This is a genomic window from Kitasatospora xanthocidica (assembly GCF_014656195.1).
In the GTDB taxonomy this organism is placed as follows: Bacteria; Actinomycetota; Actinomycetes; order Streptomycetales; family Streptomycetaceae; genus Kitasatospora; species Kitasatospora xanthocidica.
In genome coordinates, this window is record NZ_BNBY01000006.1 from 234,892 (window position 1) to 257,539 (window position 22,648).

21 protein-coding genes are annotated in these 22,648 nt (G+C 70.4%); 15 read left to right on the forward strand and 6 right to left on the reverse strand.

Annotated elements, in window-relative coordinates; all coding sequences use genetic code 11:
* Positions 1 to 2 precede the first annotated feature (2 nt).
* Together IE332_RS13430 and IE332_RS13435 are read right to left on the reverse strand one after the other, a co-directional pair.
* Positions 3 to 1,628: a GumC domain-containing protein gene (locus IE332_RS13430; RefSeq protein ID WP_189916048.1), complete on the reverse strand. Its 1,626-nt coding sequence runs from the start codon at positions 1,626 to 1,628 to the stop codon at positions 3 to 5.
* Positions 1,625 to 2,476, reverse strand: coding sequence for an ABC transporter ATP-binding protein (locus IE332_RS13435; RefSeq protein WP_189916049.1), 852 nt, complete (start codon positions 2,474 to 2,476; stop codon positions 1,625 to 1,627). Before IE332_RS13435 ends, IE332_RS13430 begins: the two co-directional genes overlap by 4 nt.
* A 283-nt stretch (positions 2,477 to 2,759) precedes the next feature.
* On the opposite strand from IE332_RS13435, the gene IE332_RS13440 reads away from it, so the two are divergent.
* From IE332_RS13440 to IE332_RS13470, 7 genes are all read left to right on the forward strand, one after another.
* A complete protein-coding gene (locus tag IE332_RS13440) occupies positions 2,760 to 3,353 on the forward strand; it encodes a DUF1707 and DUF4190 domain-containing protein (protein WP_229928573.1) in 594 nt (197 codons plus the stop codon).
* 444 nt (positions 3,354 to 3,797) lie between these two features.
* Positions 3,798 to 4,169 carry a 30S ribosomal protein S12 gene (rpsL, locus tag IE332_RS13445; RefSeq protein WP_014144289.1) on the forward strand — a complete coding sequence of 124 codons (372 nt, stop codon included), beginning with the start codon at positions 3,798 to 3,800 and terminating at the stop codon, positions 4,167 to 4,169.
* Between the two features lie 2 nt (positions 4,170 to 4,171).
* A complete protein-coding gene (gene rpsG, locus IE332_RS13450) occupies positions 4,172 to 4,642 on the forward strand; it encodes a 30S ribosomal protein S7 (protein ID WP_030232420.1) in 471 nt (156 codons plus the stop codon).
* Between the two features lie 39 nt (positions 4,643 to 4,681).
* Positions 4,682 to 6,787: an elongation factor G gene (fusA, locus tag IE332_RS13455; RefSeq protein WP_189916050.1), complete on the forward strand. Its 2,106-nt coding sequence runs from the start codon at positions 4,682 to 4,684 to the stop codon at positions 6,785 to 6,787.
* Between the two features lie 218 nt (positions 6,788 to 7,005).
* Positions 7,006 to 8,199 carry an elongation factor Tu gene (gene tuf, locus IE332_RS13460; RefSeq protein WP_031063092.1) on the forward strand — a complete coding sequence of 398 codons (1,194 nt, stop codon included), beginning with the start codon at positions 7,006 to 7,008 and terminating at the stop codon, positions 8,197 to 8,199.
* A 192-nt stretch (positions 8,200 to 8,391) separates the two neighbouring features.
* Positions 8,392 to 9,354 carry a glycosyltransferase family 2 protein gene (locus IE332_RS13465; protein WP_189916051.1) on the forward strand — a complete coding sequence of 321 codons (963 nt, stop codon included), beginning with the start codon at positions 8,392 to 8,394 and terminating at the stop codon, positions 9,352 to 9,354.
* Entirely contained in the window at positions 9,351 to 9,848 is a 498-nt protein-coding gene (locus IE332_RS13470; protein WP_189916052.1) for a GtrA family protein, read from the forward strand. Before IE332_RS13465 ends, IE332_RS13470 begins: the two co-directional genes overlap by 4 nt.
* Here the strand turns inward: IE332_RS13470 and IE332_RS13475 are convergent.
* Positions 9,835 to 11,406: a DUF2142 domain-containing protein gene (locus IE332_RS13475; RefSeq protein ID WP_189916053.1), complete on the reverse strand. Its 1,572-nt coding sequence runs from the start codon at positions 11,404 to 11,406 to the stop codon at positions 9,835 to 9,837. The genes IE332_RS13470 and IE332_RS13475 overlap by 14 nt on opposite strands.
* 102 nt (positions 11,407 to 11,508) lie before the next feature.
* Here IE332_RS13475 and IE332_RS13480 point away from each other — a divergent pair, with 102 nt between their 5' ends.
* Complete coding sequence (locus tag IE332_RS13480) at positions 11,509 to 11,946, forward strand: GtrA family protein (protein ID WP_189916054.1); 438 nt, start codon at positions 11,509 to 11,511, stop codon at positions 11,944 to 11,946.
* 68 nt (positions 11,947 to 12,014) lie between these two features.
* On the opposite strand, the gene rfbC is transcribed toward IE332_RS13480, so the two are convergent.
* Both rfbC and rfbA read right to left on the reverse strand, forming a co-directional pair.
* Positions 12,015 to 12,614: a dTDP-4-dehydrorhamnose 3,5-epimerase gene (rfbC, locus tag IE332_RS13485; RefSeq protein WP_189916055.1), complete on the reverse strand. Its 600-nt coding sequence runs from the start codon at positions 12,612 to 12,614 to the stop codon at positions 12,015 to 12,017.
* Entirely contained in the window at positions 12,611 to 13,486 is an 876-nt protein-coding gene (rfbA, locus tag IE332_RS13490) for a glucose-1-phosphate thymidylyltransferase RfbA (RefSeq protein WP_189916056.1), read from the reverse strand. Before rfbA ends, rfbC begins: the two co-directional genes overlap by 4 nt.
* A gap of 83 nt (positions 13,487 to 13,569) precedes the next feature.
* Here rfbA and rfbB point away from each other — a divergent pair, with 83 nt between their 5' ends.
* The 6 genes from rfbB (at position 13,570) to IE332_RS13520 (ending at position 18,922) form a co-directional block, all read left to right on the forward strand.
* Positions 13,570 to 14,547, forward strand: coding sequence for a dTDP-glucose 4,6-dehydratase (gene rfbB, locus IE332_RS13495; protein ID WP_189916057.1), 978 nt, complete (start codon positions 13,570 to 13,572; stop codon positions 14,545 to 14,547).
* Positions 14,544 to 15,458 carry a dTDP-4-dehydrorhamnose reductase gene (rfbD, locus tag IE332_RS13500; RefSeq protein ID WP_268256563.1) on the forward strand — a complete coding sequence of 305 codons (915 nt, stop codon included), beginning with the start codon at positions 14,544 to 14,546 and terminating at the stop codon, positions 15,456 to 15,458. Before rfbB ends, rfbD begins: the two co-directional genes overlap by 4 nt.
* Entirely contained in the window at positions 15,455 to 16,759 is a 1,305-nt protein-coding gene (locus tag IE332_RS13505; RefSeq protein ID WP_189916058.1) for a lipopolysaccharide biosynthesis protein, read from the forward strand. Before rfbD ends, IE332_RS13505 begins: the two co-directional genes overlap by 4 nt.
* Before the next feature lie 91 nt (positions 16,760 to 16,850).
* Positions 16,851 to 17,243 carry a DUF2304 domain-containing protein gene (locus IE332_RS13510; RefSeq protein ID WP_189916059.1) on the forward strand — a complete coding sequence of 131 codons (393 nt, stop codon included), beginning with the start codon at positions 16,851 to 16,853 and terminating at the stop codon, positions 17,241 to 17,243.
* The gene (locus IE332_RS13515; RefSeq protein WP_189916060.1) at positions 17,240 to 18,019 is read left to right on the forward strand and encodes a glycosyltransferase family 2 protein; all 780 of its coding nucleotides are present in this window, start codon (positions 17,240 to 17,242) and stop codon (positions 18,017 to 18,019) included. Before IE332_RS13510 ends, IE332_RS13515 begins: the two co-directional genes overlap by 4 nt.
* 9 nt (positions 18,020 to 18,028) lie before the next feature.
* A complete protein-coding gene (locus IE332_RS13520; RefSeq protein WP_189916061.1) occupies positions 18,029 to 18,922 on the forward strand; it encodes a glycosyltransferase family 2 protein in 894 nt (297 codons plus the stop codon).
* Positions 18,923 to 19,016: 94 nt separating this feature from the next.
* On the opposite strand, the gene IE332_RS13525 is transcribed toward IE332_RS13520, so the two are convergent.
* Complete coding sequence (locus IE332_RS13525) at positions 19,017 to 20,225, reverse strand: acyltransferase family protein (protein WP_189916062.1); 1,209 nt, start codon at positions 20,223 to 20,225, stop codon at positions 19,017 to 19,019.
* A 323-nt stretch (positions 20,226 to 20,548) separates the two neighbouring features.
* On the opposite strand from IE332_RS13525, the gene IE332_RS13530 reads away from it, so the two are divergent.
* Entirely contained in the window at positions 20,549 to 22,363 is a 1,815-nt protein-coding gene (locus IE332_RS13530) for a phospholipid carrier-dependent glycosyltransferase (protein ID WP_189916063.1), read from the forward strand.
* Positions 22,364 to 22,648 lie beyond the last annotated feature (285 nt).

Sequence of the window (22,648 nt, forward strand, 5' to 3'; positions counted from 1 at the left end):
GCTCAGCGCTCGACGGCCTTGGCCAGGATCTCCGGGGTGCGCTCCAGCAGCCGGGTGGCCGCCGTCCGGACGCCGAGGACGGCGACCAGGGCGCCGTAGAGCGGGCCGATCAGCAGCACCGGCCAGCTCGGCCCGTCCGACAGCAGCGCCCAGCCGAGGTAGCCGCCGACGGGCAGGGCGAGCAGGGCGACGCCGACCATCGAGCCGAAGGAGTTGAGCATGATCAGCCCGCCCTGGCCGGGGGCGGCGTTGCGCATCGGGTTGCTGTCGGCCGGCATGGTGTACGGCACCAGCACGCTGAACACCGAGCCGAGCGCCACCCCGCAGCCGAGCAGCGCGAACGCCAGGCCGAGCGCGGACGGCAGCTCGCCCCACCGGCCGGTGACGGCCGCCAGCACCAGCCCGAGCAGCACCGTCACCGGGACGGCGTACAGGAGCACGGCGTACGCCCGGCCGCGCAGCTCGTCCCGGGCGTCCGCCGGGGTGCGCAGGGTGGCGGCGACCATCCAGAACGCCGAGCCGTCCATGCCGAACAGGTTGAGCATCTGCAGCCCGAGGAACATCCCGGTCATCGCCAGCAGGTAGACGCTCGCCCAGCCCTGGACCATCGACAGCACGCAGATCACCACCGTCATGCCGATGCTGGTGAACAGCGCGGCCTTGGCCCGCGGTTCGCGCCAGGCGTACCGCAGGTGGCGCTGCATCACCGCGCCGGTCCGGCCGGCGGGCAGGAAGCCCCAGCCGCGCGAGCTCCGCACCCCGCGGGCCACCTCCAGGGTGGAGGAGTCGGCGGTGACCATCAGCTCCTGCAGGCTGCCGCGCCACCAGCGCAGCAGCAGCGCCAGCAGCACGGCGGCCGCGGCGAGCTGCAGCAGCGCCGCCCCGTACTCGCCGGCGCCGACGCTGCGGGGGGCGTCCGCGGCGCTGATCGGCGGGATCCGGCGCAGCACCGCGGCGATCGGCTTGAGCGGGCTGAGATCGATGTCCTGGCCCTGCTGACGGCCGAAGACGCTCTGCGAGCCGACGTTGGCGACCTGGACGAGCAGGGCGAAGGCCAGCCCGCCGAAGATCGCGAAGTCCTTGCCGCGCCGGCTGGAGAGCATCCGGGCGTTCCCGGCCGCGACCGCCCGGGAGAGCGTGACCAGGCAGAGCAGGGCGAGCGGCACGGCGATCACCGCGGTGGCGGCGGAGGCGCCGCCTGCGGCTCCGGAGAGCACCGCGGCGGTCACCAGCACCAGGCTGATCAGCGGGCCGGGCCCGATCAACGAGGCCAGCAGCGAGCCGCGCAGCAGCGGCCCGGGCCGCAGCGGCAGCATGGTGAGCCGGGTCGGGTCGGCGCTCTCGTCGCTGGAGAACAGGAACAGCGGCAGCGCGGCCCAGCCCAGGGTCAGCACGCCGAGCAGCATCACCCCGGTGTTCCCGGAGCCCTCGTAGCGCCCGTTGAGCATCGCCATGCCGAGGGCGATGAAGCCCGCGACGACCAGTCCGAGAACGCCGCCGACGATGTACACCGCCGCCCGGCCCCGGCTGCGCCGCAGTCCGTTGCGCAGCAGCCGCAGCTTGAGCGCCACCAGGGCGCGGACCACCGTCCGCCCGTCGGGGACCGTGGTGGGCGCGGCCGCAGTCACTGCCCGCCCCCGAGCTGCCCGCCGCCGAGCTGCCCGCCCCCGGCCCGGGTGCCGCCGAGCCAGCCGAGTGCCTGCCCGTCGTCCTCGCGGACGCCGATCAGCTCCAGGAACGCCTCGTGCAGGCTGCGCCCGCCCCGGACGGTGTCGAGCGGGCCGTGGGCGATCACCCGGCCCGCGTTGACCACCGCGACCCAGTCGCAGAGCTGCTCGACCAGCTCCATCACGTGGCTGGAGAAGACGACCGTGGAGCCGGCCGCCGCGTACCGCTTGAGTACGCCGCGGATGGTCTGGGCGGAGACCGGGTCGACGCCCTCGAAGGGCTCGTCCAGGAACAGCACGTCGGGGTTGTGCAGCAGCGCGGCCGCCAGCCCGATCTTCTTGCGCATGCCGGTGGAGTAGTCGGCGACCAGCTTGTCGGCGTCCCGGCCGAGGTCCAGGACGGCCAGCAGCTCCTCGGCCCGGCGGTCCACCTCGGCGCCGGGCAGGCCGCGCAGCCGTCCGGTGTACTGCAGCAGCTCGCGCCCGCTGAGCCGTTCGAACATCCGCAGGCCCTCGGGCAGGATGCCGATCCGGGCCTTGACCGTGACCGGGTCGGCCCACACGTCGGTGCCGTGGACCAGGACGGTGCCCTGGTCGGGCCGCAGCAGCCCGGTGGCCATCGACAGCGTGGTGGTCTTGCCGGCGCCGTTCGGGCCGACCAGCCCGATGAACGAGCCGGCCGGCAGCTCCAGGCTCAGCCCGGCCACGGCGGCCTGGGTGCCGAAGTGCTTCCACAGCCCCCGGATGCTGACGGCGGACGGGACGCCCGCCTCGGGGTGATCGGAGGACGGTGGTGCTGAGGCGTGCATCGCTGCCTTCTCTGCCGTGGTGGGTCGTGGCGGGTCCGCGGTGGTCCGGGGTGGGTCCGCGGTGGAGTGAGCCCCCGGGTTCAGCCTGTCACCGGCCGAACGGGCTGTCGCCCGAGTTGAGGATCCCCTGAGCGTGTCCGCCGAACGGGTGAGGCGCGCCGCCCCGGAGACCCTTCCCGACGGCTACTGGGCCGAATCGGCAACTACTCAGTTCGCCTGTTCGTCCTGCACTATGAGGAGCAGTGAGGGGACGCGGGGGTCCCGCGGTACCGGGAGGTGGCGGATGTCCGTTCAACCGTGGGGCGAACCCGGTCCCGGCCACAAGCACGGGCAGGGACACGGGCACGGGCAGGGTCACGGGTACGGCCACCGGCAGGTCGCCGGCTGGCAGCCGGCCCCGGCGCCGTCCCCGCAGTCCGCGATGCGGGCGGGCCACGCGGACCGGGACCGGACGGTCGACGTGCTGAAGGCCGCGTTTGCCGAGGGCCGGCTCTCCGTCCAGGAGTACGAGCAGCGCCACGAGGCGGTCGCCGCGGCCCAGACCTACGGCCAGCTGGCCGCGCTGGTGGCCGACCTGCCGTCCGGCCCGATGCCGGCGCCGTTGCAGGCCGCGCAGCCCGTCCCGGCGACCTTCCTGGTGCCGCCCCCGATGCCGCAGGCCCGGCCCACCAGTGCGCTGGCGGTGGTCTCCCTGGTGTGTGGCCTGATCGGCTTCCTGGCGCTGCCGGTGGTTCCCGCGGTGATCACCGGACACCTCGCCCGCAAGCAGATCCGCGAGCGCAACATGGACGGGGACTGGGCGGCCGTGCTGGGGCTGGTGCTCGGCTACATGGGCACCGCGTTCTGGACCCTGCTGATCCTGCTGGGCATCGCCTAGCACCCGCCGGCCGGTGAGGCCGGGCGCGGCCCGGTCCGCTCGGGCCGTTCCGGTGGCGGCCGGCCGGGGCGTGTGGTAGAGCGGGTGAAGACGGCCGGACACCGGACGGCCACGCGCGGGACACCCGCGTGACGCCCGGCCGAAGGCGACGACCTGCGGCGTTGCATTTGTTTTGACCGCGCCCCATGCGCTAGGTACGCTCTGACCTTGTGCCTGGGGTGTCCCCGGGTCCTTGTGCGTGCATGCACACCGGTCGCCGCGCCGAGCCGGAGCGCTTTCCAGCGCCCCGCGCGTAGAGCGCCGTCGCTGTACATCAGCCATGGGATTCCGTGCCGGAAAATGCCCAACACACCCGACCGCGTGGGTCGACCACGGGTGTCGTGTGCGAGGGAGACACCGCAGGTTAGTTCCACCAAGCCTTGGCACACAGAAAACGGAGAAACGGTGCCTACGATCCAGCAGCTGGTCCGAAAGGGCCGGCAGGACAAGGTCGAGAAGAACAAGACTCCCGCGCTGAAGGGCTCCCCGCAGCGCCGTGGGGTCTGCACGCGTGTGTACACGACCACCCCGAAGAAGCCGAACTCGGCGCTTCGCAAGGTCGCCCGTGTGCGCCTCACCAGCGGGATCGAGGTCACCGCTTACATCCCGGGCGAGGGCCACAACCTGCAGGAGCACTCCATCGTGCTGGTGCGCGGTGGTCGTGTGAAGGACCTTCCTGGTGTCCGCTACAAGATCATCCGCGGTTCGCTTGACACCCAGGGTGTCAAGAACCGCAAGCAGGCTCGCAGCCGCTACGGCGCCAAGAAGGAGAAGTAAGAATGCCTCGTAAGGGCCCCGCCCCGAAGCGCCCGGTCATCATCGACCCGGTTTACGGCTCCCCGGTCGTCACCCAGCTGGTCAACAAGATCCTGCTGCACGGCAAGCGCTCCACCGCCGAGCGGATCGTCTACGGCGCCCTCGAGGGCGTCCGCGACAAGACCGGCTCGGACCCGGTCGTCACGCTGAAGCGCGCGCTGGAGAACGTCAAGCCGGCCCTCGAGGTCAAGTCCCGCCGTGTCGGTGGCGCGACCTACCAGGTTCCGGTCGAGGTCCGTCCGGGCCGCGCCAGCACCCTGGCGCTGCGCTGGATGGTCGGTTACTCCCGCGCCCGTCGCGAGAAGACCATGACCGAGCGCCTGATGAACGAGATCCTCGACGCCAGCAACGGCCTGGGCGCTTCCGTGAAGCGTCGCGAGGACACCCACAAGATGGCCGAGTCCAACAAGGCCTTCGCGCACTACCGCTGGTAGTCCGTACCCCGTCACTAGACAGAGAGAGAACGAGCCACCATGGCTGCAACCTCCCTTGACCTCGCCAGGGTCCGCAACATCGGGATCATGGCGCACATCGACGCGGGCAAGACCACCACCACCGAGCGGATCCTGTTCTACACCGGTGTCTCGTACAAGATCGGTGAGGTCCACGATGGCGCTGCCACCATGGACTGGATGGAGCAGGAGCAGGAGCGCGGCATCACGATCACGTCGGCCGCGACGACCTGTCACTGGACGGTCGACGACGTCGACAACACCATCAACATCATCGACACCCCGGGTCACGTCGACTTCACCGTCGAGGTGGAGCGTTCGCTGCGCGTCCTCGACGGTGCCGTGACCGTGTTCGACGGTGTCGCCGGTGTCGAGCCCCAGTCCGAGACCGTGTGGCGGCAGGCTGACCGCTACGGCGTCCCGCGCATCTGCTTCATCAACAAGCTGGACCGCACGGGCGCGAACTTCTTCTTCTGCGTCGACACCATCGTGGAGCGCCTCGGCGCCACCCCGCTGGTCATGCAGCTCCCGATCGGTGCCGAGGCGGACTTCCAGGGCGTCGTCGACCTGGTCCGCATGAAGGCTCTGGTCTGGTCCGCCGAGGCCGCCAAGGGCGAGATGTACGACATCGTCGACATCCCGGCCGAGCTGCAGGAGCAGGCTGCGGAGTACCGCACCCAGCTGATCGACACGGTGTCGAACATCAGCGACGAGATCATGGAGCTCGCCCTCGAAGAGGCCGAGATCCCGGTCGAGCTGCTGCAGGACGTCATCCGCAAGGGCACCCTGAACTCGGACTTCACCCCGATCTTCTGCGGTACCGCCTTCAAGAACAAGGGCGTTCAGCCCCTGCTCGACGCGGTCGTCAAGTACCTGCCGTCGCCGCTGGACATCGGCTCCGTCGAGGGCACCAAGCCCAACGACGCCGAGGTCAAGATCTCCCGCAAGGCGTCGGACGACGAGCCGCTGGCCGCGCTGGCGTTCAAGATCATGTCCGACCCGCACCTGGGCAAGCTCACCTTCGTCCGGATCTACTCCGGTCGCCTGGAGTCCGGCACCTCGGTGCTGAACGCCGTGAAGGGCAAGAAGGAGCGCATCGGCAAGATCTACCGCATGCACGCGAACAAGCGTGAGGAGATCGAGTCGGTGGGCGCCGGCGACATCGTCGCCGTCATGGGCCTGAAGCAGACCACCACCGGTGAGACGCTGTCCGACGAGAAGAACGCGGTCATCCTGGAGTCCATGGACTTCCCGGCCCCGGTCATCCGCGTCGCGATCGAGCCCAAGTCCAAGGGTGACCAGGAGAAGCTGGGTGTCGCCATCCAGCGTCTCGCCGAGGAGGACCCGTCCTTCCAGGTCAACACGGACGAGGAGACCGGCCAGACCATCATCGCGGGTATGGGCGAGCTGCACCTCGAGGTGCTGGTCGACCGTATGAAGCGTGAGTTCAAGGTCGAGGCCAACGTCGGCAAGCCGCAGGTCGCGTACCGCGAGACGATCCGTCAGGCCGTCGAGCGCATCGACTACACCCACAAGAAGCAGACCGGTGGTTCCGGTCAGTTCGCCAAGGTGCAGATCGCGATCGAGCCGCTCGAGCAGGCCGAGGGCTACGAGTTCGTCAACAAGGTCACCGGTGGCCGCGTGCCGCGGGAGTACATCCCGTCGGTCGACGCCGGTTGCCAGGAGGCCATGGAGTTCGGCATCCTCGCCGGCTACCCGCTGCAGGGTGTCCGGGTGAGCCTGCTCGACGGTCAGGCGCACGACGTCGACTCCTCCGAGCTCGCGTTCAAGATCGCCGGTTCGATGGCCTTCAAGGAAGGCGCGAAGAAGGCCAAGCCGGTCCTTCTCGAGCCGATGATGGCCGTCGAGGTCACCACGCCCGAGGACTACATGGGCGACGTGATCGGCGACATCAACTCTCGTCGTGGCCAGATCCGGTCCATGGACGAGCGTCACGGTGCCCGCGTCGTCACGGCGCTGGTGCCCCTCTCCGAGATGTTCGGCTACGTCGGTGACCTGCGCAGCAAGACCTCTGGTCGCGCCAGCTACTCGATGCAGTTCGACTCGTACGCCGAGGTCCCCAAGGCCGTGGCCGAGGAGATCATCGCTAAGTCCAAGGGCGAGTAGGTCCGGCTCCGCCGGTCCGGGATCAGTCCGACATTCGGGCTGATTTCGACCCCTTAGGCTATGAGGAGCGACTCGGGAGGATCCAGGCGGATCCTCCCGGGGCCTCCGGCCCCCACCCGCGGGACGGTACGCGGTGCTTCCGGCACCGCGGACCAAGCCCGATACAAGACCAACTGACGTCAGCACGGCGTACAGGATCTGTCCTCAGGAGGACTGCAGTGGCGAAGGCGAAGTTCGAGCGGACGAAGCCCCACGTCAACATCGGCACCATCGGTCACATCGACCACGGTAAGACGACCCTTACCGCGGCCATCACCAAGGTGCTGCACGACGCGTACCCGGAGATCAACCCCTTCACGCCGTTCGACCAGATCGACAAGGCGCCGGAGGAGCGGCAGCGCGGTATCACCATCTCGATCGCGCACGTCGAGTACCAGACCGAGGCGCGTCACTACGCCCACGTCGACTGCCCGGGTCACGCGGACTACATCAAGAACATGATCACCGGTGCGGCCCAGATGGACGGTGCGATCCTCGTCGTCGCCGCCACCGACGGCCCGATGCCGCAGACCAAGGAGCACGTCCTCCTGGCCCGCCAGGTCGGCGTCCCCTACATCGTCGTCGCCCTGAACAAGGCCGACATGGTGGACGACGAGGAGATCCTGGAGCTCGTCGAGCTCGAGGTCCGTGAGCTCCTCTCCGAGTACGAGTTCCCGGGCGACGACCTGCCGGTCGTCCGCGTCTCCGCGCTGAAGGCGCTGGAGGGCGACAAGGAGTGGGGCGAGAAGCTCCTCGGCCTCATGCACGCGGTCGACGAGAGCATCCCGACCCCGGCCCGCGCCGTGGACCAGCCGTTCCTGATGCCGATCGAGGACGTCTTCACGATCACCGGTCGTGGCACCGTCGTCACCGGTCGTATCGAGCGTGGCATCCTCAAGGTCAACGAGACTGTCGACATCATCGGCATCAAGGAGACCAAGACCACCACCACGGTCACCGGCATCGAGATGTTCCGCAAGCTGCTCGACGAGGGCCAGGCCGGCGAGAACGTCGGTCTGCTCCTCCGTGGCATCAAGCGCGAGGACGTCGAGCGCGGCCAGGTCATCATCAAGCCGGGTTCGGTCACGCCGCACACCGACTTCGAGGCCCAGTCCTACATCCTGTCGAAGGACGAGGGTGGCCGCCACACCCCGTTCTTCAACAACTACCGCCCGCAGTTCTACTTCCGTACCACGGACGTGACCGGCGTCGTGACCCTCCCCGAGGGCACCGAGATGGTCATGCCGGGCGACAACACCGCCATGACGGTCGCGCTGATCCAGCCGATCGCCATGGAGGAGGGCCTGAAGTTCGCCATCCGTGAGGGTGGCCGCACCGTCGGCGCCGGCCAGGTCACCAAGATCATCAAGTAATTGACGATCTGACCTGCCTGCCCCGTACAGGCTGAGTCCGAAGGGCCCCGCGCACCGCACGGTGCGCGGGGCCCTTCGGCCTTCACGGGGCGCTCATGGGAGCGGTGCCGCCTTTCACGGGCCGCTCATCGCCGACTGTTATGGTCGGGCCACCAACAAGCCCCCGCCGTCGCGGAAAGTGGGATCCAACGCATGTCAACGGCACCGCTGTTGTCGGTCGTGATGCCGATCTACAACGAGCAGGAGGCGCTCCCGCTGACCGTCGAACGGCTGCGGCCGATCCTCGACGGGCTCGGCGTGACCTACGAGGTGGTCGGCGTCGACGACGGCAGCACCGACGCGACCCCGGTGCTGATGCAGAAGATCCACCAGGACTGGCCGGAGTTCCGCATCGTCCGCTTCGCCCGCAACTCCGGGCACCAGGCCGCCCTCACCGCCGGCATCCACCGGGCCTTCGGCGACTACGTCGTCTCCATCGACGCCGACCTGCAGGACCCGCCGGAGAAGATCCCCGAGATGCTGGAGCTCGCCCGCGAGCAGGGCCTCGACATCGTCTACGGCGTCCGCGGCGACCGCGGCACCGACACCTTCTTCAAGCGGCACACGGCCGGCGCGTACTACTGGCTGATGCGCAAGCTGGTCGGCCAGCGGATGCCCAACCAGGCCGGCGACTACCGGCTGCTCAGCCGGGCCGCGGTGAACGCGCTCAAGGCGATGCCCGAGCACCAGCCGGTCTACCGGCTGCTGGTGCCGTGGCTGGGCTTCCCCAGCGGCGAGGTGGTGTACGTGCGGGAGGAGCGGGTCGCGGGCAGCACCCACTACCCGCTGTCCAAGATGGTCCGGCTGGCGCTGGACAGCGTCACCAACTTCTCCGCGTCGCCGCTGCGGCTGGCCACCTGGCTCGGGCTGTTCAGCTTCCTGGTCTGCATCGCGCTGGCGCTCTACACCACGGTCGCGTACGCGGTCGGCTCGACCGTGCCCGGCTGGTCCTCGCTGTTCATAGGGATGCTGTTCATCGGCGCCGTCCAGCTGGTCTGCGTCGGGCTGCTCGGTGAGTACGTCGGCCGGATCTACTCGGCGGTCCAGGCCCGGCCCGCCTACTTCGTCGGCTACGACTCCGCCGAGGAGCGGGACCGGTACGGTACGGGCGAGTGAACGAGATCCTCTCCGCCGACCGGGGCGAGCACGACGAGCACGGCGAACACCGCGAGCAGCACGGCCGGGACGGGACCGACGCGGCGGCCGCCGCCGGCCCGCGAACGGTCCGGCGGCAGCTGCCGTCCTTCCTGGTCATCGGGGTGCTGAGCACCCTCTTCTACCTGACGCTGTTCGTCACCCTGCGGCTGGTCGCCTCGTCCCAGGTGGCCAACCTGGTCGCGCTGGCCGTCAGCGCGGTGGCCAACACTGCGGCCAACCGCCGCTTCACCTTCGGCATCACCGGCTCGGACGGCGTGGTGCGCCACCAGCTCCAGGGCGCGGTCGCGTTCCTGATCGGCCTCGGCCTCAGCAGCGGTGCCCTTGCGCTGCTCGGCGCGGCCGTGCCGCACGCCTCCCGGATGGTGGAGGTGGCCGGGCTCGTGGTGGCGAACGGTCTCGCCACCGTGGCCCGGTTCGTCCTCCTCAAGCTGTGGGTCTTCAGGAAGCGCTGACCGCGGCGAGCCGCTCCTGCCCCGCGGCCTCGGCCCGGCGGCCGGTGCTGGTCCAGGCCCAGATCCCGAGCACCACGCAGCCGGCCGCACCGGTCAGCAGCGCCGTCGCCGAGCCCGCCGGCGGGTGCCAGGTGCCGGACAGCGGGTTGAGCGGGGTGTGGTCCACCGAGGTCCCGACGCCGGCCTGCCAGCGGATCATGGTGTAGCCCAGGAAGGCGAGCTGCAGCGGCAGCACCACCAGCGCGACCGTGCGGACCAGCGAGGCGGACCTGGCAGCGTCGAGCTTGCTCCGCTGGCCGAGGACGAAGGCCGCGAGCAGGGGGACACCGACGGCGACCGGCAGCATGTACCGGCCCTGCCCGGCGAAGCCGACCTTGTGAGCCGCGAGCGCGTCGGAGAGCGTGATCACCGCGAACGGGGCGAGGAAGAACGCGAACAGCCGCCAGCGGTCGCTCCAGGCGCCGAACGCGAGCGCGGGCAGCACCAGGCAGCCGATGGCCATGAACCACAGGTAGTAGGCCGTTCCGGGCAGGTGCGTGTCGAGCCAGGACGGCACGCCGACCAACTCGATGAAGTACTCGGGCCAGCGCACGATCACCTCGTGCCGGATCGCCTTGGGCACGGTGATGCCCGGTGGCACCTGGACGGCCATCATCTCCGAGGCCTTCATGGCGACGGTCCACAGAGCCCCTGCCGCGCCGCTGACCGCCAGGGCCGCCGCCGCCCACCACGCGGGCCGGAAGCGCAGCAACTGCTTCAGGCGCTCCCGCTTGGCCGGGATCAGCATGATGCCGAGGATCGCCACGCACCAGACCGGCCCGAGCGCGCGGAGCGTCATGACCACCGAGCCGGCGATCCCGATCTGGACCAGGGCCGCGCGGCGGACCGGCTGCTCCGGGTCCAGCATGGTCGGGATGAGGGCCGCGATCAGTGCCACACCGGCCGCGATCTCGAAGCCGTTGGGGTTGATCGAGCCCGACAGGTGCAGGGTGATCGGGGTCACCGCGACCAGGAGGCCGGCCGCCGCGAGCCGGTGCCTGGTCCAGGCGACCAGAGCGTGCGCGGCGGAGGCGAGCAGCGCCGAGACCAGGGCCGCGCTGATCAGCCGTCCCAGGGTCAGGCCCAGCCAGTTCGGCCAGATCGCCATCGGCCAGCCGACGAGGGCGTAGTAGACGGGGTTGTACCGGCCGGCCCGGGTCGCCACCCGCTCGATCGTCCGGTCACCGCCGGGGGGCTGGGCACAGGCCGCCGACTTGGAGGCGTCGAACCACCAGCACTGGTCCCGGACGATCGAGGCCGGCACGTGCTGGAAGGCGCCGGTGCCGCCGCCCGCGGCCTCGGGCTTCGGTGCGAACTCACCCCGGGCCACGCCGACCGCGCGGATGATGTGTTCCCGTTCGTCCGGGCTCGCGTCGTAGGGGGATGCCAGGACCCAGCCCGCGCAGACGAGGAAGAAACCGATGAAAGCGGTCCACCAGGTGCGTCGGAACAGCAGGCGGCCCGGGCGGGTGAAGCTGCCGTCGGATCTCTTCGTGGGGGGGACGGACGGCGTGTTCACCGCGGGAGAGTAAGAGGACACCCGACCAACATATCGGGTACGAGGAGCCCTTCCTTCGGACACCAGTATGCCGAGGCTTCCCCCGCCCCTTACGATTCCCCCGTGACTTCACTGGATTTGCCCGCGGAAGCGTCCGAGACCTCCGCGAAGGGCCGCGTTGCCGGACTTCTGGGCCATAGCGCCGTGCGGTTCCTGGCCAGCGGCGTCACCAGCACCGTGATGGACATGGGGACGCTGTACGTGCTGCACGGCGTGCTGCGTCTGCCGCTGGCCCTGTCCACGCTCGCCGGGGTGCTGGCCGGATTCACCGTCAACTTCCTGCTCAACCGGATTTGGGCGTTCGGCAGCTCGTCCCCGGTCGGCAAGCAGACCGTGCGCTACATGCTGCTCGCGTCCGCGAACTGGATCAGCACGGTCCTTCTGGTGGGCGGGCTCGTCAAGCTCGGATTGTTCTACCTGCTGGCCCGGGCCATCCCCTTGGTGATCCTGTCGGTGGTGAACTACTTCGGCTACAAGTACTGGGTGTTCCGGGACAAATGACCTGACGACGAAGGCCCGGCCGGATTCCTCCGGCCGGGCCTTCGCGCGTCCCGCGCGGGACGGCGGTGCTACTGGGTGCGCAGGCTCTCGGTGAAGGCCTTGCAGGTCTCGTACGTCGGCAGCAGGCCGGAGGAGATCGCCTCCGCCAGCGACGGCGCGGCCTCGTCCCGGGCCGACAGCAGCGGCTCGTCGGCCGGCCACTCGATGCCCAGGTCGGGGTCGAGCGGGTGGACCGAGTGCTCGCCGGTCGGGTTGTACGTCTCGGAGCAGAGGTACGAGAGCGTGGCGTCGTCGCTCAGCGCGCAGAACCCGTGGCCGAGGCCCTCCGGGATGTAGACCGCGCGGCGCTCCACGTCGTCGAGCCGGACGCCCTCCCAGCGGCCGAAGGTCGGCGAGCCGACCCGCAGGTCCACGATGACGTCGAGCACGGCGCCGCGCACGCAGGTCACGTACTTGGCCTGGCCGGGCGGCACGTCGGCGAAGTGGATGCCGCGGACGACGCCGCGCGAGGAGACCGACAGGTTGGCCTGGGCCAGCCGCAGCGGGTGGCCGACGACCTCGGCGAGCCGGTCGAAGCGGTACCACTCGGTGAACATGCCGCGCGGGTCACCGTGCAGCTGGGGGGTGATCTCGATCAGGCCCTCGATGCTCAGTTCCTGGAACTTCACCGGGCGTCCTCCTCGTCAAGCAGGGCCAGCAGGTACTGTCCGTAGCCGCTCTTCAGCAGCGGCTGGGCGAGCTCCCGCAGCTGCCCGGAGTCGATCAGGCCGGCCCGCCAGGCGGCCTCCTCGATGCAGCCGATCTTGAAGCCCTGGCGCTCCTCGATGACCCGGACGAACTCCGAGGCCTGCACCATCGAGACGAAGGTGCCGGTGTCCAGCCAGGCGGTGCCGCGGTCCAGGATGGTGACGTTGAGCTCGCCCTTGCGCAGGTACGCGTCGTTGACCGCGGTGATCTCCAGCTCGCCGCGCGCGCTGGGCTTCAGGCCGCGGGCGATCTCCACGACCTGGTTGTCGTAGAAGTAGAGGCCGGGGACGGCGTAGCGGGACTTGGGCTTCTCGGGCTTCTCCTCGATGGAGATCGCCTGGCCGTGCTCGTCGAACTCGACCACGCCGTACGCCGTCGGGTCGGCCACCGGGTAGGCGAAGACCCGGCCGCCGGGGGCGTCGGTGTGCTCGGCGAGACGGGTGCCGAGGCCGCTGCCGTGGAAGATGTTGTCGCCGAGGATGAGGGCGACCGATTCGTCGCCGATGAAGTCCGCGCCGAGGACGAAGGCCTGGGCGATGCCCTCGGGCTTCTCCTGGACGGCGTACTCCAGCTTGAGGCCGAGCTGCGAGCCGTCGCCCAGCAGGCGCTCGAACTGCTCGCGGTCGGCGGGGGTGGTGATGATCAGGATCTCGCTGATGCCCGCCATCACCAGGGTGGACAGCGGGTAGTAGATCATCGGCTTGTCGAAGACCGGGAGCAGCTGCTTCGAGACCGCGCGAGTGAGGGGCCACAGGCGCGAGCCGGTCCCGCCGGCCAGGAGGATTCCACGCATGCGAGCAGCTTAAGTGAGAGCCGTGTACGCCCTGTCCCGGGCCGTACCTAGGGGCCGAGCGGCGACGGTAGACTACGCGCATTATGCGCATCCTCGTTACCGGCGGCGCCGGATTCATCGGTTCGGAGTTCGTCCGTCAGCTCCTCGGAGCGGACGAGAGCGCCCGGATCACGGTCTTCGACAAACTCACCTACTCGGGCGTCCTGGAGAACCTGGCCCCGGTGGCCGGCCACCAGGGTTACACCTTCATCCAGGGCGACATCTGCGACGCGGACGCCGTCGACCAGGTCATGCCGGGCCACGACGTGGTGGTGCACTTCGCCGCCGAGTCGCACGTGGACCGCTCGATCGCGGGCGCGGGCCCCTTCGTCGTCACCAACGTGCTCGGCACCCAGGTCCTGCTGGACTCGGCCCGCAAGCACGGTGTCGCCCGCTTCGTCCACGTGTCCACCGACGAGGTCTACGGCTCCATCACCGAGGGCTCCTGGACCGAGTCCTGGCCGCTGGCCCCGAACTCCCCCTACTCGGCCTCCAAGGCCGGCTCCGACCTGCTCGCGCTGGCGTACCACCGCACCCACGGCATGGACGTCGTGGTCACCCGCTGCTCCAACAACTACGGGCACTACCAGTTCCCGGAGAAGGTCATCCCGCTGTTCACCACCAACCTGATCGACGGCAAGAAGGTGCCGCTGTACGGCAACGGTGGCAACATCCGCGACTGGCTGCACGTCTCGGACCACTGCCGGGGCATCGAGCTGGTCATGCGCGGCGGCCGCGCCGGTGAGGTCTACAACATCGGCGGCGGCACCGAGGTCACCAACAAGGAGCTGACCGGCCTGCTGCTCGAGGCCGCCGGCGCCGGCTGGGACATGGTCGAGTACGTCGAGGACCGCAAGGGCCACGACCTGCGCTACTCCCTGGACATCAGCAAGATCGGCGAGGAGCTCGGTTACGAGCCGCAGGTGTCCTTCCCGGACGGCCTCGCCGCGACTATCGCCTGGTACCGCGAGAACCGCGCCTGGTGGGAGCCCCTGAAGCAGAAGGCGGCCCTGGAGAAGTGACCGCGAACGCCGCCGGCCCGGTGCGCTGGCTGGTCACCGGCGCGGCCGGGATGCTCGGGCAGGACCTGCTGTCGGTGCTGTCCGCCGACCCGACCGCCGAGGTCACCGCGCTGCGCCGGGCCGACCTCGACATCACCGACGCGGCGGCCGTGCAGGCCGCCGTCGAGGGCCACGACATCGTGGTCAACTGCGCCGCGTGGACGGACGTCGACGGTGCGGAGGCCTCGGAGGAGGCCGCCACCGCCGTCAACGGCACCGGTGTGCGCCACCTCGCGGCGGCCTGCGCCAAGACCGGCGCCCGGCTGCTGCACGTCTCGACCGACTACGTGCTGCCGGGCGACGCGACCGAGCCCTGCCCGGAGGACGCCCCGACCGCGCCGGTCAACGCGTACGGCCGCGGCAAGCTGGTGGGGGAGCGGGCCGTCGCGGAGCTGCTCCCCGAGCACGGCTACGTCGTGCGCACCGCCTGGCTGTACGGCGAGCACGGCCCGAACTTCGTGGCCACCATGCTCAAGCTGGCCGCCCAGCGGGACACCCTGGACGTGGTGGACGACCAGCACGGCCAGCCGACCTGGTCGTACGCGCTGGCCGGCCGCCTGGTCGAGCTCGGCCGCGCCGCGCTCGCCGGGCGGGCCCCGGGAGGGGTCTACCACGGCACCGCGAGCGGCCGGACCACCTGGTGCGGGCTGGCCCGCGAGACCTACGCGCTGAGCGGGCTGGACCCGGAGCGGATCCGTCCGACCACCTCGGAGGCGTTCGTCCGCCCGGCCGTCCGCCCCGCCTTCAGCGTGCTGGGCCACGACCGCTGGGCCGACGCCGGCCTGGCGCCGCTGCCCGAGTGGCGGGCCATGCTGGCCGAAGCCCTGGAGCGCCCGGCCTTCCGGGCGCTGCGCACCGCGGCGGAGCGGTGAGCGGCGTGCTCGGCCGGCTGACGCGCGCGCTGCCGCCGGGACTGCTGGCGGTCGGCGTGGGGACGGTCACCCTCGGGGTGGCCTCGTACGCGCACCTCGCGGTGGCCGGGCACGCCCTCGACCGCGAGTCGCTCGCCGAGGTCTCCGTGCTGTGGACCATGGCGATGTCCTTCGCGCTCGGGCTGTTCTTCCCGGTCGAGCAGGAGCTGACCCGGGTCATCGCGGCCCGGGCCGCCCGGGGCGAGGGCGCGGCCCCGGTGCTGCGCAAGGCGGCCGTGCTGACCGGCGGGCTGCTGCTGGCGGTCCTGATCGGGCTCGGGGCGTTCTCCCGGCAGCTCGCGGACGTGTTCTTCCACGGCGACCGGAGCCTGGTGGTGGTGCTGGCCGCCGCCTTCGTCGGCCCGGCCGCCTGCTACCTGACCCGCGGGGTGCTGGCCGGCCTCGGGCACTTCGGTGCGTACGGCCTCCAGCTCGGCCTGGACGGCGTCCTGCGGATCGTCTTCTCGATCGGCCTGCTGGTGGCGGGCGTGCACTCGGCGCTCGCGTACAGCCTGATCCTGGCCGTCTCCCCGGTGCTGGCCATGCTGGTCAGCCTGCCGCGGACGCTGCGGATCGCACTGCCCGGGCCGGCCATCGGCTGGCGGGAGCTGTGCAGCGGCCTGGGCATGCTGACCGTCTCGTTCCTGCTGGCGCAGTTCGTCGCCAACGCGGCCGTGCTCAGCATCCAGGTGCTGGCGCCGTCGCAGGCCGTCCTGGTCGGCGCGTTCACCGGCGCGATGGTGCTCAGCCGGGTCCCGCTGTTCGTCTTCGGCGCCCTGCAGGCCTCGCTGATGTCGGGGCTGTCGACGGCCGTGGCGACCGGCGACCGGGCCGGGTTCCGTAAACTCCTCACCAAGACCTGTGGCATGGTGGCGGCCCTCGGCCTCCTCGGCGGAGTGCCCGCCGTGGTCCTGGGGCCATGGGTGATTCACGTCGCGTTCAACGCGGACCGGCATGCTCTGGGCCCGGTGGACTTCCTCTGGCTCTCGGTGGGCACGCTCGCCTACCTGCTCGCCACGGTGGTCGGCCAGGCGGTCATCGCCCGCGGCCACCACCGCCGGCAGCTGCTCGGATGGGTGCTCGGCACCGCCGCGCTGCTGCTGGTGACCTGCCTGCCGGGCGCCCCGGCGACCCGGGTCGAGGCCGCGTACACCGTCGGCCCGCTGGTGGTGCTGGTGTTCATGTTGCTGGCGCTGCGCGGCGGCGGTAGCGTGCGCGGCGCCGAGGCCGACGTACCGCGAGTGACGGTCTCCGCGGGTTGATCGCAGTGTCACCACCGTTCCCCCGGAGACGTGCCGTCATTTCGGCATCTCTACTATGTGCCTCACCCACGCGAGAAAGGCGAGATCCATCGTGCAGCTGAGTGTGCTGACTTCGATCACCGGCGTGCTGGTGCTCGTGTGGATCCTGGAGCTGCTGCGTCGTCAGCAACTCCGGGAGAAGTACGCGGCGCTCTGGCTCGGCATCGGTCTGGTGGTCGCGCCGCTGGGCTTCTTCCCGCGGCTCCTGGACTCGACCGCACGGCGGCTGGGGGTGGCCTCCGGCGTGAGCCTCGTGCTGTTCGCCGGCTTCCTGCTGGTCCTGCTGGTCTGTGTGCACCTCAGCTGGGAGACCAGCCGTCTCGAGGCGGAGACCCGCACCCTGGCCGAGGACGTCGCGATGATGCGCGCCCACCTCGCCGAGCACCACGACTTCCCGATTGCGCGCACGGGCAACGGCGCGATTGACCCCGAGGTGAAGGCATGATCGACGGCAAGCGGGTACTGATCATCCTCCCCGCCTGGAACGAGGCGGACGGTCTGCCCAAGATCCTCCGCGAGATCCAGCAGAAGCTCCCCGGCGTCGACACCCTGGTCGTCGACGACGGCTCGACCGACAGCACCGCCGCCGTCGCCGCCGCCTACGGCTCCAAGGTCGCGCAGCTGCCGTACAACCTCGGTGTCGGCGGCGCGATGCGCTTCGGCTACCGCTACGCGCACCTGCACGACTACGACGTGGCGATCCAGTGCGACGCCGACGGCCAGCACGACCCGGCCTACGTGCCCGCGCTGCTGGAGAAGCTCCGCAGCGAGGCGGACCTGGTCATCGGCGCCCGCTTCGCCGGCGAGGGCTCGTACAAGGTGCGCGGGCCGCGCGCCTGGGCGATGAAGCTGCTCTCGGTGGTGCTGTCGCGGGTCGCCAAGACCCGGCTGACCGACACCACCTCGGGCTTCAAGGCCTGCAACAAGCCGATGATCGAGTTCTTCTCGCACTGGTACCCGGTCGAGTACCTGGGCGACACCATCGAGAGTATGGTCGGCGCCGCCCGCTGCGGCTTCGTCATCCGCCAGGTCCCGGTCGCGATGCGCGAGCGGACCACGGGCACGCCCTCCGCCTCCCCGATCAAGGCGACGATCTACCTGGCCCGGGCCGGTCTGGTCCTGCTGCTCGCCCTCATCCGCCGCATGCCGGCGAACGTGAAGGCCATCGAGCCCGCCACCCGTACCGCCGCTCGTCGGCCCGAGCTCATTGGCAAGGTCTAGGTCCTGCAGATGTCCCGTTTCGAGATCCTGATGCCGTACTACGGCGACGTCCGGCTGATGCAGGACGCCGTCCGCAGCGTGCTGGCCCAGGACGGGGACGACTGGCGCCTCACGGTCGTCGACGACGGCAAGGAACCGGACGTTCCGGGCTGGTTCGAGTCGCTCGCCGACCCCCGGGTGCGGTACTTCCGCAACGAGAACAACCTCGGCGTCAGCGGCAACTTCAACCGCTGCGTCCAACTCGCCGAGTACGACTACCTCGTGCTCATGGGCTGCGACGACCTGATGCACCCCAACTACCTCCGGGTGGCCAGGGAGGCGCTGCGGCGCTTCCCCGAGGCGGGCATGGTGCAGCCGGGCGTGCAGGTCATAGGGGCGGACGGGCAGCCGGCGAACAGCCTCGCGGACACCGTCAAGCGCAAGCTGTACGCGCCGAAGAACCCCGGGCCGGTCCTGATGTCTGGCGAGCCGCTGGCGATGAGCCTGATGCGCGGTGACTGGCTGTACTTCCCGTCGATCTGCTGGCGGACCAAGGACATCCAGAGCACCAGCTTCCGGTCGGATCTTGGGGTCATCCAGGACCTCGCGATCATCGTCGACCTGCTGCTCGCGAACGTCTCGCTGGCGGTCATGACCGAGGTGTGCTTCAGCTACCGGCGGCACGCGGTCAGCGAGTCCTCGGTGACGGCCTTCACCGGCAAGCGGTTCGAGGAGGCCCGCCGCTTCTTCCGGGAGACGGGCAACCGGCTGGACGCCCACGGCTGGCACCGCGCCGCCGCCATCTCGCGCCGCTACGTCTCCTCCCGGCTGCACGCCATCAGCATGATCCCCGCGGCCGGCCGCAAGGCGGGCCTGCGGGGGGTCGGGGCGATGCTCAGCCACGTGGCCGGCCGCCGGGCCTGACCCGGCCGGCCGCTCCCCGGTCCCAGGACCCGGAAACGACACGGGCCCGGTACGCGAACCGCGTACCGGGCCCGGTTCCGTTTCCGGGGGCCGGTCAGGTGGAGAGCTGGGAGAGCGGCCGTACCGGCGGGGCGGCCGGCGGCTGCTCGCGCGGCGGCTTGCGCAGGCCGAGGTCCTTCAGCTTGAGGGCGGGCTTCTCCACGGCGTGCCAGGAGCAGAACGCGGCGGTGACCGAGAGCGCCACCGAGGCCGCGGTGTACGCCCAGTAGCCGTGCTTGTTGACGCCCCAGAGCGACAGGCACTGCTGGATCGGGAACGCGTAGATGTACACGCCGTAGGAGAGGTCGACCTTGGTGCCGACCTTGGTCAGCGGGCCGGGCATCCGGCAGGCGAGCCAGATCAGCAGGTAGGCGAAGGCGGGCAGGCCGAAGACGGTGAAGCCGCCGTACCGGGCGCTGCCGAGGAAGACGACGGCGGCCAGGACGCCGAGCACGTCGTTGATCGGCAGGCGCTCCTTGTAGAGCTCCGCGACCGCGCCGAGGCCGAACATGACGACCAGCGGGATCAACATGTCCATGCTGATTCCGCCCAGGAAGGGCAGCTGCCACCCGGTGAGCCCGGCCGGCGCGTACTCGGGGGCGCGCAGCAGGTGGAAGCCCCACGCCAGGTGGACCATGTACGCGTAGAGCCCGAGGACCGTCAGGGCGACGGCCCACCGCGCGCGCCGCAGCACGCCGACCGCGGCCAGCGAGACCACCATCAGGTAGCAGAGGACCTCGTACGCGAGCGACCAGACCGAGCCGTTGAAGGCGGTGGGGTGCGGGACGTGGTCGAGCAGCCCGGATATCCCCCACTGGTAGACGCCGATCGACCAGTTGGCCTGGAGGTAGGCCAGCGGGCCCTGCGGGTGCGACCAGAAGCCCGCCAGCCGGCCCTGGTGGTACGCCACGACCGGGGCGACCACGAGGGCGGTCAGCAGCAGGCAGGCCCAGAGGCCGGGGAGGATGCGGATGGCGCGGTTCCACAGGAAGCGCGCCGGGCTCAGCCGCATGCCGCTGCGCGTGATCAGCAGGCCGGACAGCACGAAGAAGCCGCTCACCGCGATCGCGCCGACGTTGGTCTGGCCGCGGCTCTCCAGCAGGCCGAGGTCGGGCTTGCCCATCCCGAGCGGCATCGCGTGGGCGAAGATCACCGCGAGGGCGAGCACCAGCCGCAGCAGGCCGAAGCCGTTCTTCCGGCCGAGGGCCTCCGCGAGCGGCGGACTTGCCGTCAGGACCGACCTTTTGCGTGCAGAGCGAGACATGGGCGGGAGACTCCGGGCCGGTGGTCGTGGAGGGGGAGGGGACTGCGCGGTGCTCACCATATCCGCACGGGTTCGGGGGATCGCGGTCGGCGGAAGGCCGGGCGGCCGGTCGGACGACTCGCGGTGGCGCGCTCCAGGGGTGCGGTTACGATGAGTCGCGCGAAGAGTGTGATATGGGAGCGGCCCGTCGATCCGGACGAGGCGAATCCGGGTGCTGTCTTCGAACCCGGGTGTGAGTGCTTCGCGTTGATTGTTAGCGTGACCTTCACAACCGGCCGGGCGGTAGCCGGAGCCGGACCATCCAGGGGAAGAGTCGGAGTTCAGTGCGTAGTCCAGCAAAGGCCGTCGAGGCGCAGCCCGATGACCTCGAGCAGACCAGACCGACCGACGCCCGCGGGGGGAGCGACCCGGTCCTCCGGATCAAGGCGTGGGCCCTGCGGGCCGCCACCCACCGGAGGTTCTGGCCGTCCGTCCTGATCGGGGGCTACCTGGCCCAGTTGCTCTTCCGGCTGTACCTGGTCCGGCACCTGAGCTACCCGTCGGTGCACGCCGACGAGGACTCCTACCTCGTCCTCGCGCGGGTGCTGGCGGGCCGGTCGACCACCGAGATGCCGATCGGCGTGGTGATCCCCGGCGGCTACCCGCTGCTGATATCCCCGGCCCTGCGGGTCACCGACGACCCGGTGCTGGCGTACCACCTGATCATGGGCATCAACGCGGTGCTCAACGCGCTGGTCCTGCCGCTCGCCTACGTCGCCCTGCGCCGGCTGGGCCTGCGCCGGATGCTGGCGTACGGCTTCGCCTTCGCCACCGCGCTGCTGCCCCCGGTGATCTTCTACTCGCAGTTCGTCATGTCCGACGCGGTGCTCCCGGTGCTGGCGCTGTGCTGGGTGATCTGCATGCACGGCTGGCTCTCCGAGGAGACCGCGAAGCGGCGGTACTGGTACGCCGCGGGCATGTCCGCCGCCGCGGCGTACTCGATGGCCACGCACGACCGCGGCGCCGTGATCGTCGCGCTGACCGGTCTGGTCATCGTGCTGGCGCTGGTCTTCCGCTGGGCGCCGTGGCGCACCGGCGTGGTCGCCCTGGTGGTGCTCGGCGCGGGCGCCGCCGCGGCGAAGGTGATGGCCGCCTGGCTGCTCAAGCAGTTCACGGTGCCGGACAGCAGCGTCGGCACCCAGGCGATCGACGCCTTCACCAACCCCGAGCTGCTGGGCCGCACCCTGGCCCGTGCGCTCGGCCAGATCTGGTACCTGATCGTCTCCACCTGGGGCATGGCCGGCCTGGCCGTCGCGGTCTGCCTGTTCGGGCTGTTCAGCGGCCGGATACCCCGGGCCTCCCGGGTGGTCGGCGCGGTGATGGTCGCGCTGATGTGCGGTGTCGCGCTGGCTTCCGCGGCCGCGCTGCCGGAGGACGGCCGGATCGACAACTGGGTGTACGCCCGCTACCTCGCGCTGCTGGTGCCGGCGATGTTCGTGACCGGCGCGGCCGTGCTGACCAGGCTGAGGCTCCGGCAGGTCGGTTACCTGATCCTGGGCGCCCTGGGCGTCACGGCGCTCTGCTACGTGGTGGTCACCCAGTACGCGAGCTGGCGCCTCTACAAGCAGGTCTTCATCGGCTGGTCGATGCCGGACACCTCGTTCCTGACCGCCAACTGGAGCGGCCTGCAGATGGCCCGGGCGACCGTCGCGGCCTTCGCGCTGCTGCTGGTCGGCTACCTGTTCCGGATCACCGCCGGGCGCAAGGGCCTCTGGGCGGTCGCCGTCTCGCTGGTCCTGTTCGCCGGCTTCGCGACCGCGACGATCACCGAGCGGGTCTCCTACTCGCACTCCAACTACCGCAAGCCCGAGGCGACCGGCTTCACCAAGGAGGCCGGGATCAAGCGCGGCGACAACCTGGTGATCGCCTGGGACATGGAGTGGGGCCTGCGGATGGCGCAGACCTACGAGATCTTCCCGGGCCGGGTCTGGTACAAGGACCCGCGCTGGCAGGAGGTGCCCGCGGAGGCGACGGCGATCGTCACCCCGCTGGCGGCCGAGGGCAAGGCCGCGGAGTCGTACTGGCCGAACCGCCCGAACGAGTGGTACGTGGCCAAGGAGAGCAAGAAGAGCGGCTGGATCGTCTGGCGCAAGCACTGACCAGCAGGATCACCCCGTCGGGGCCGGTGAGGAGCACCTCACCGGCCCCGATTGGCATCCGGGCTGCTCCATGTGGCAGTATGTCCAAGTTGCTCGGTTGAGTGCCGATGCTGCGCGCCTCCCGCCGGGAGGACCGGAAGCGAGTCCCATGTACTCGTCGTTCCCGTGATGGCCGTCAAGCGTGAGTTCTACGCCACGGCAGCTGCGGGGCGAAAGTACGGGAATCTTCCGGGAAGCGTGAGCGGGGTCTCGACCCGGCACCCCCACCCCGAAATCTCGAAACCG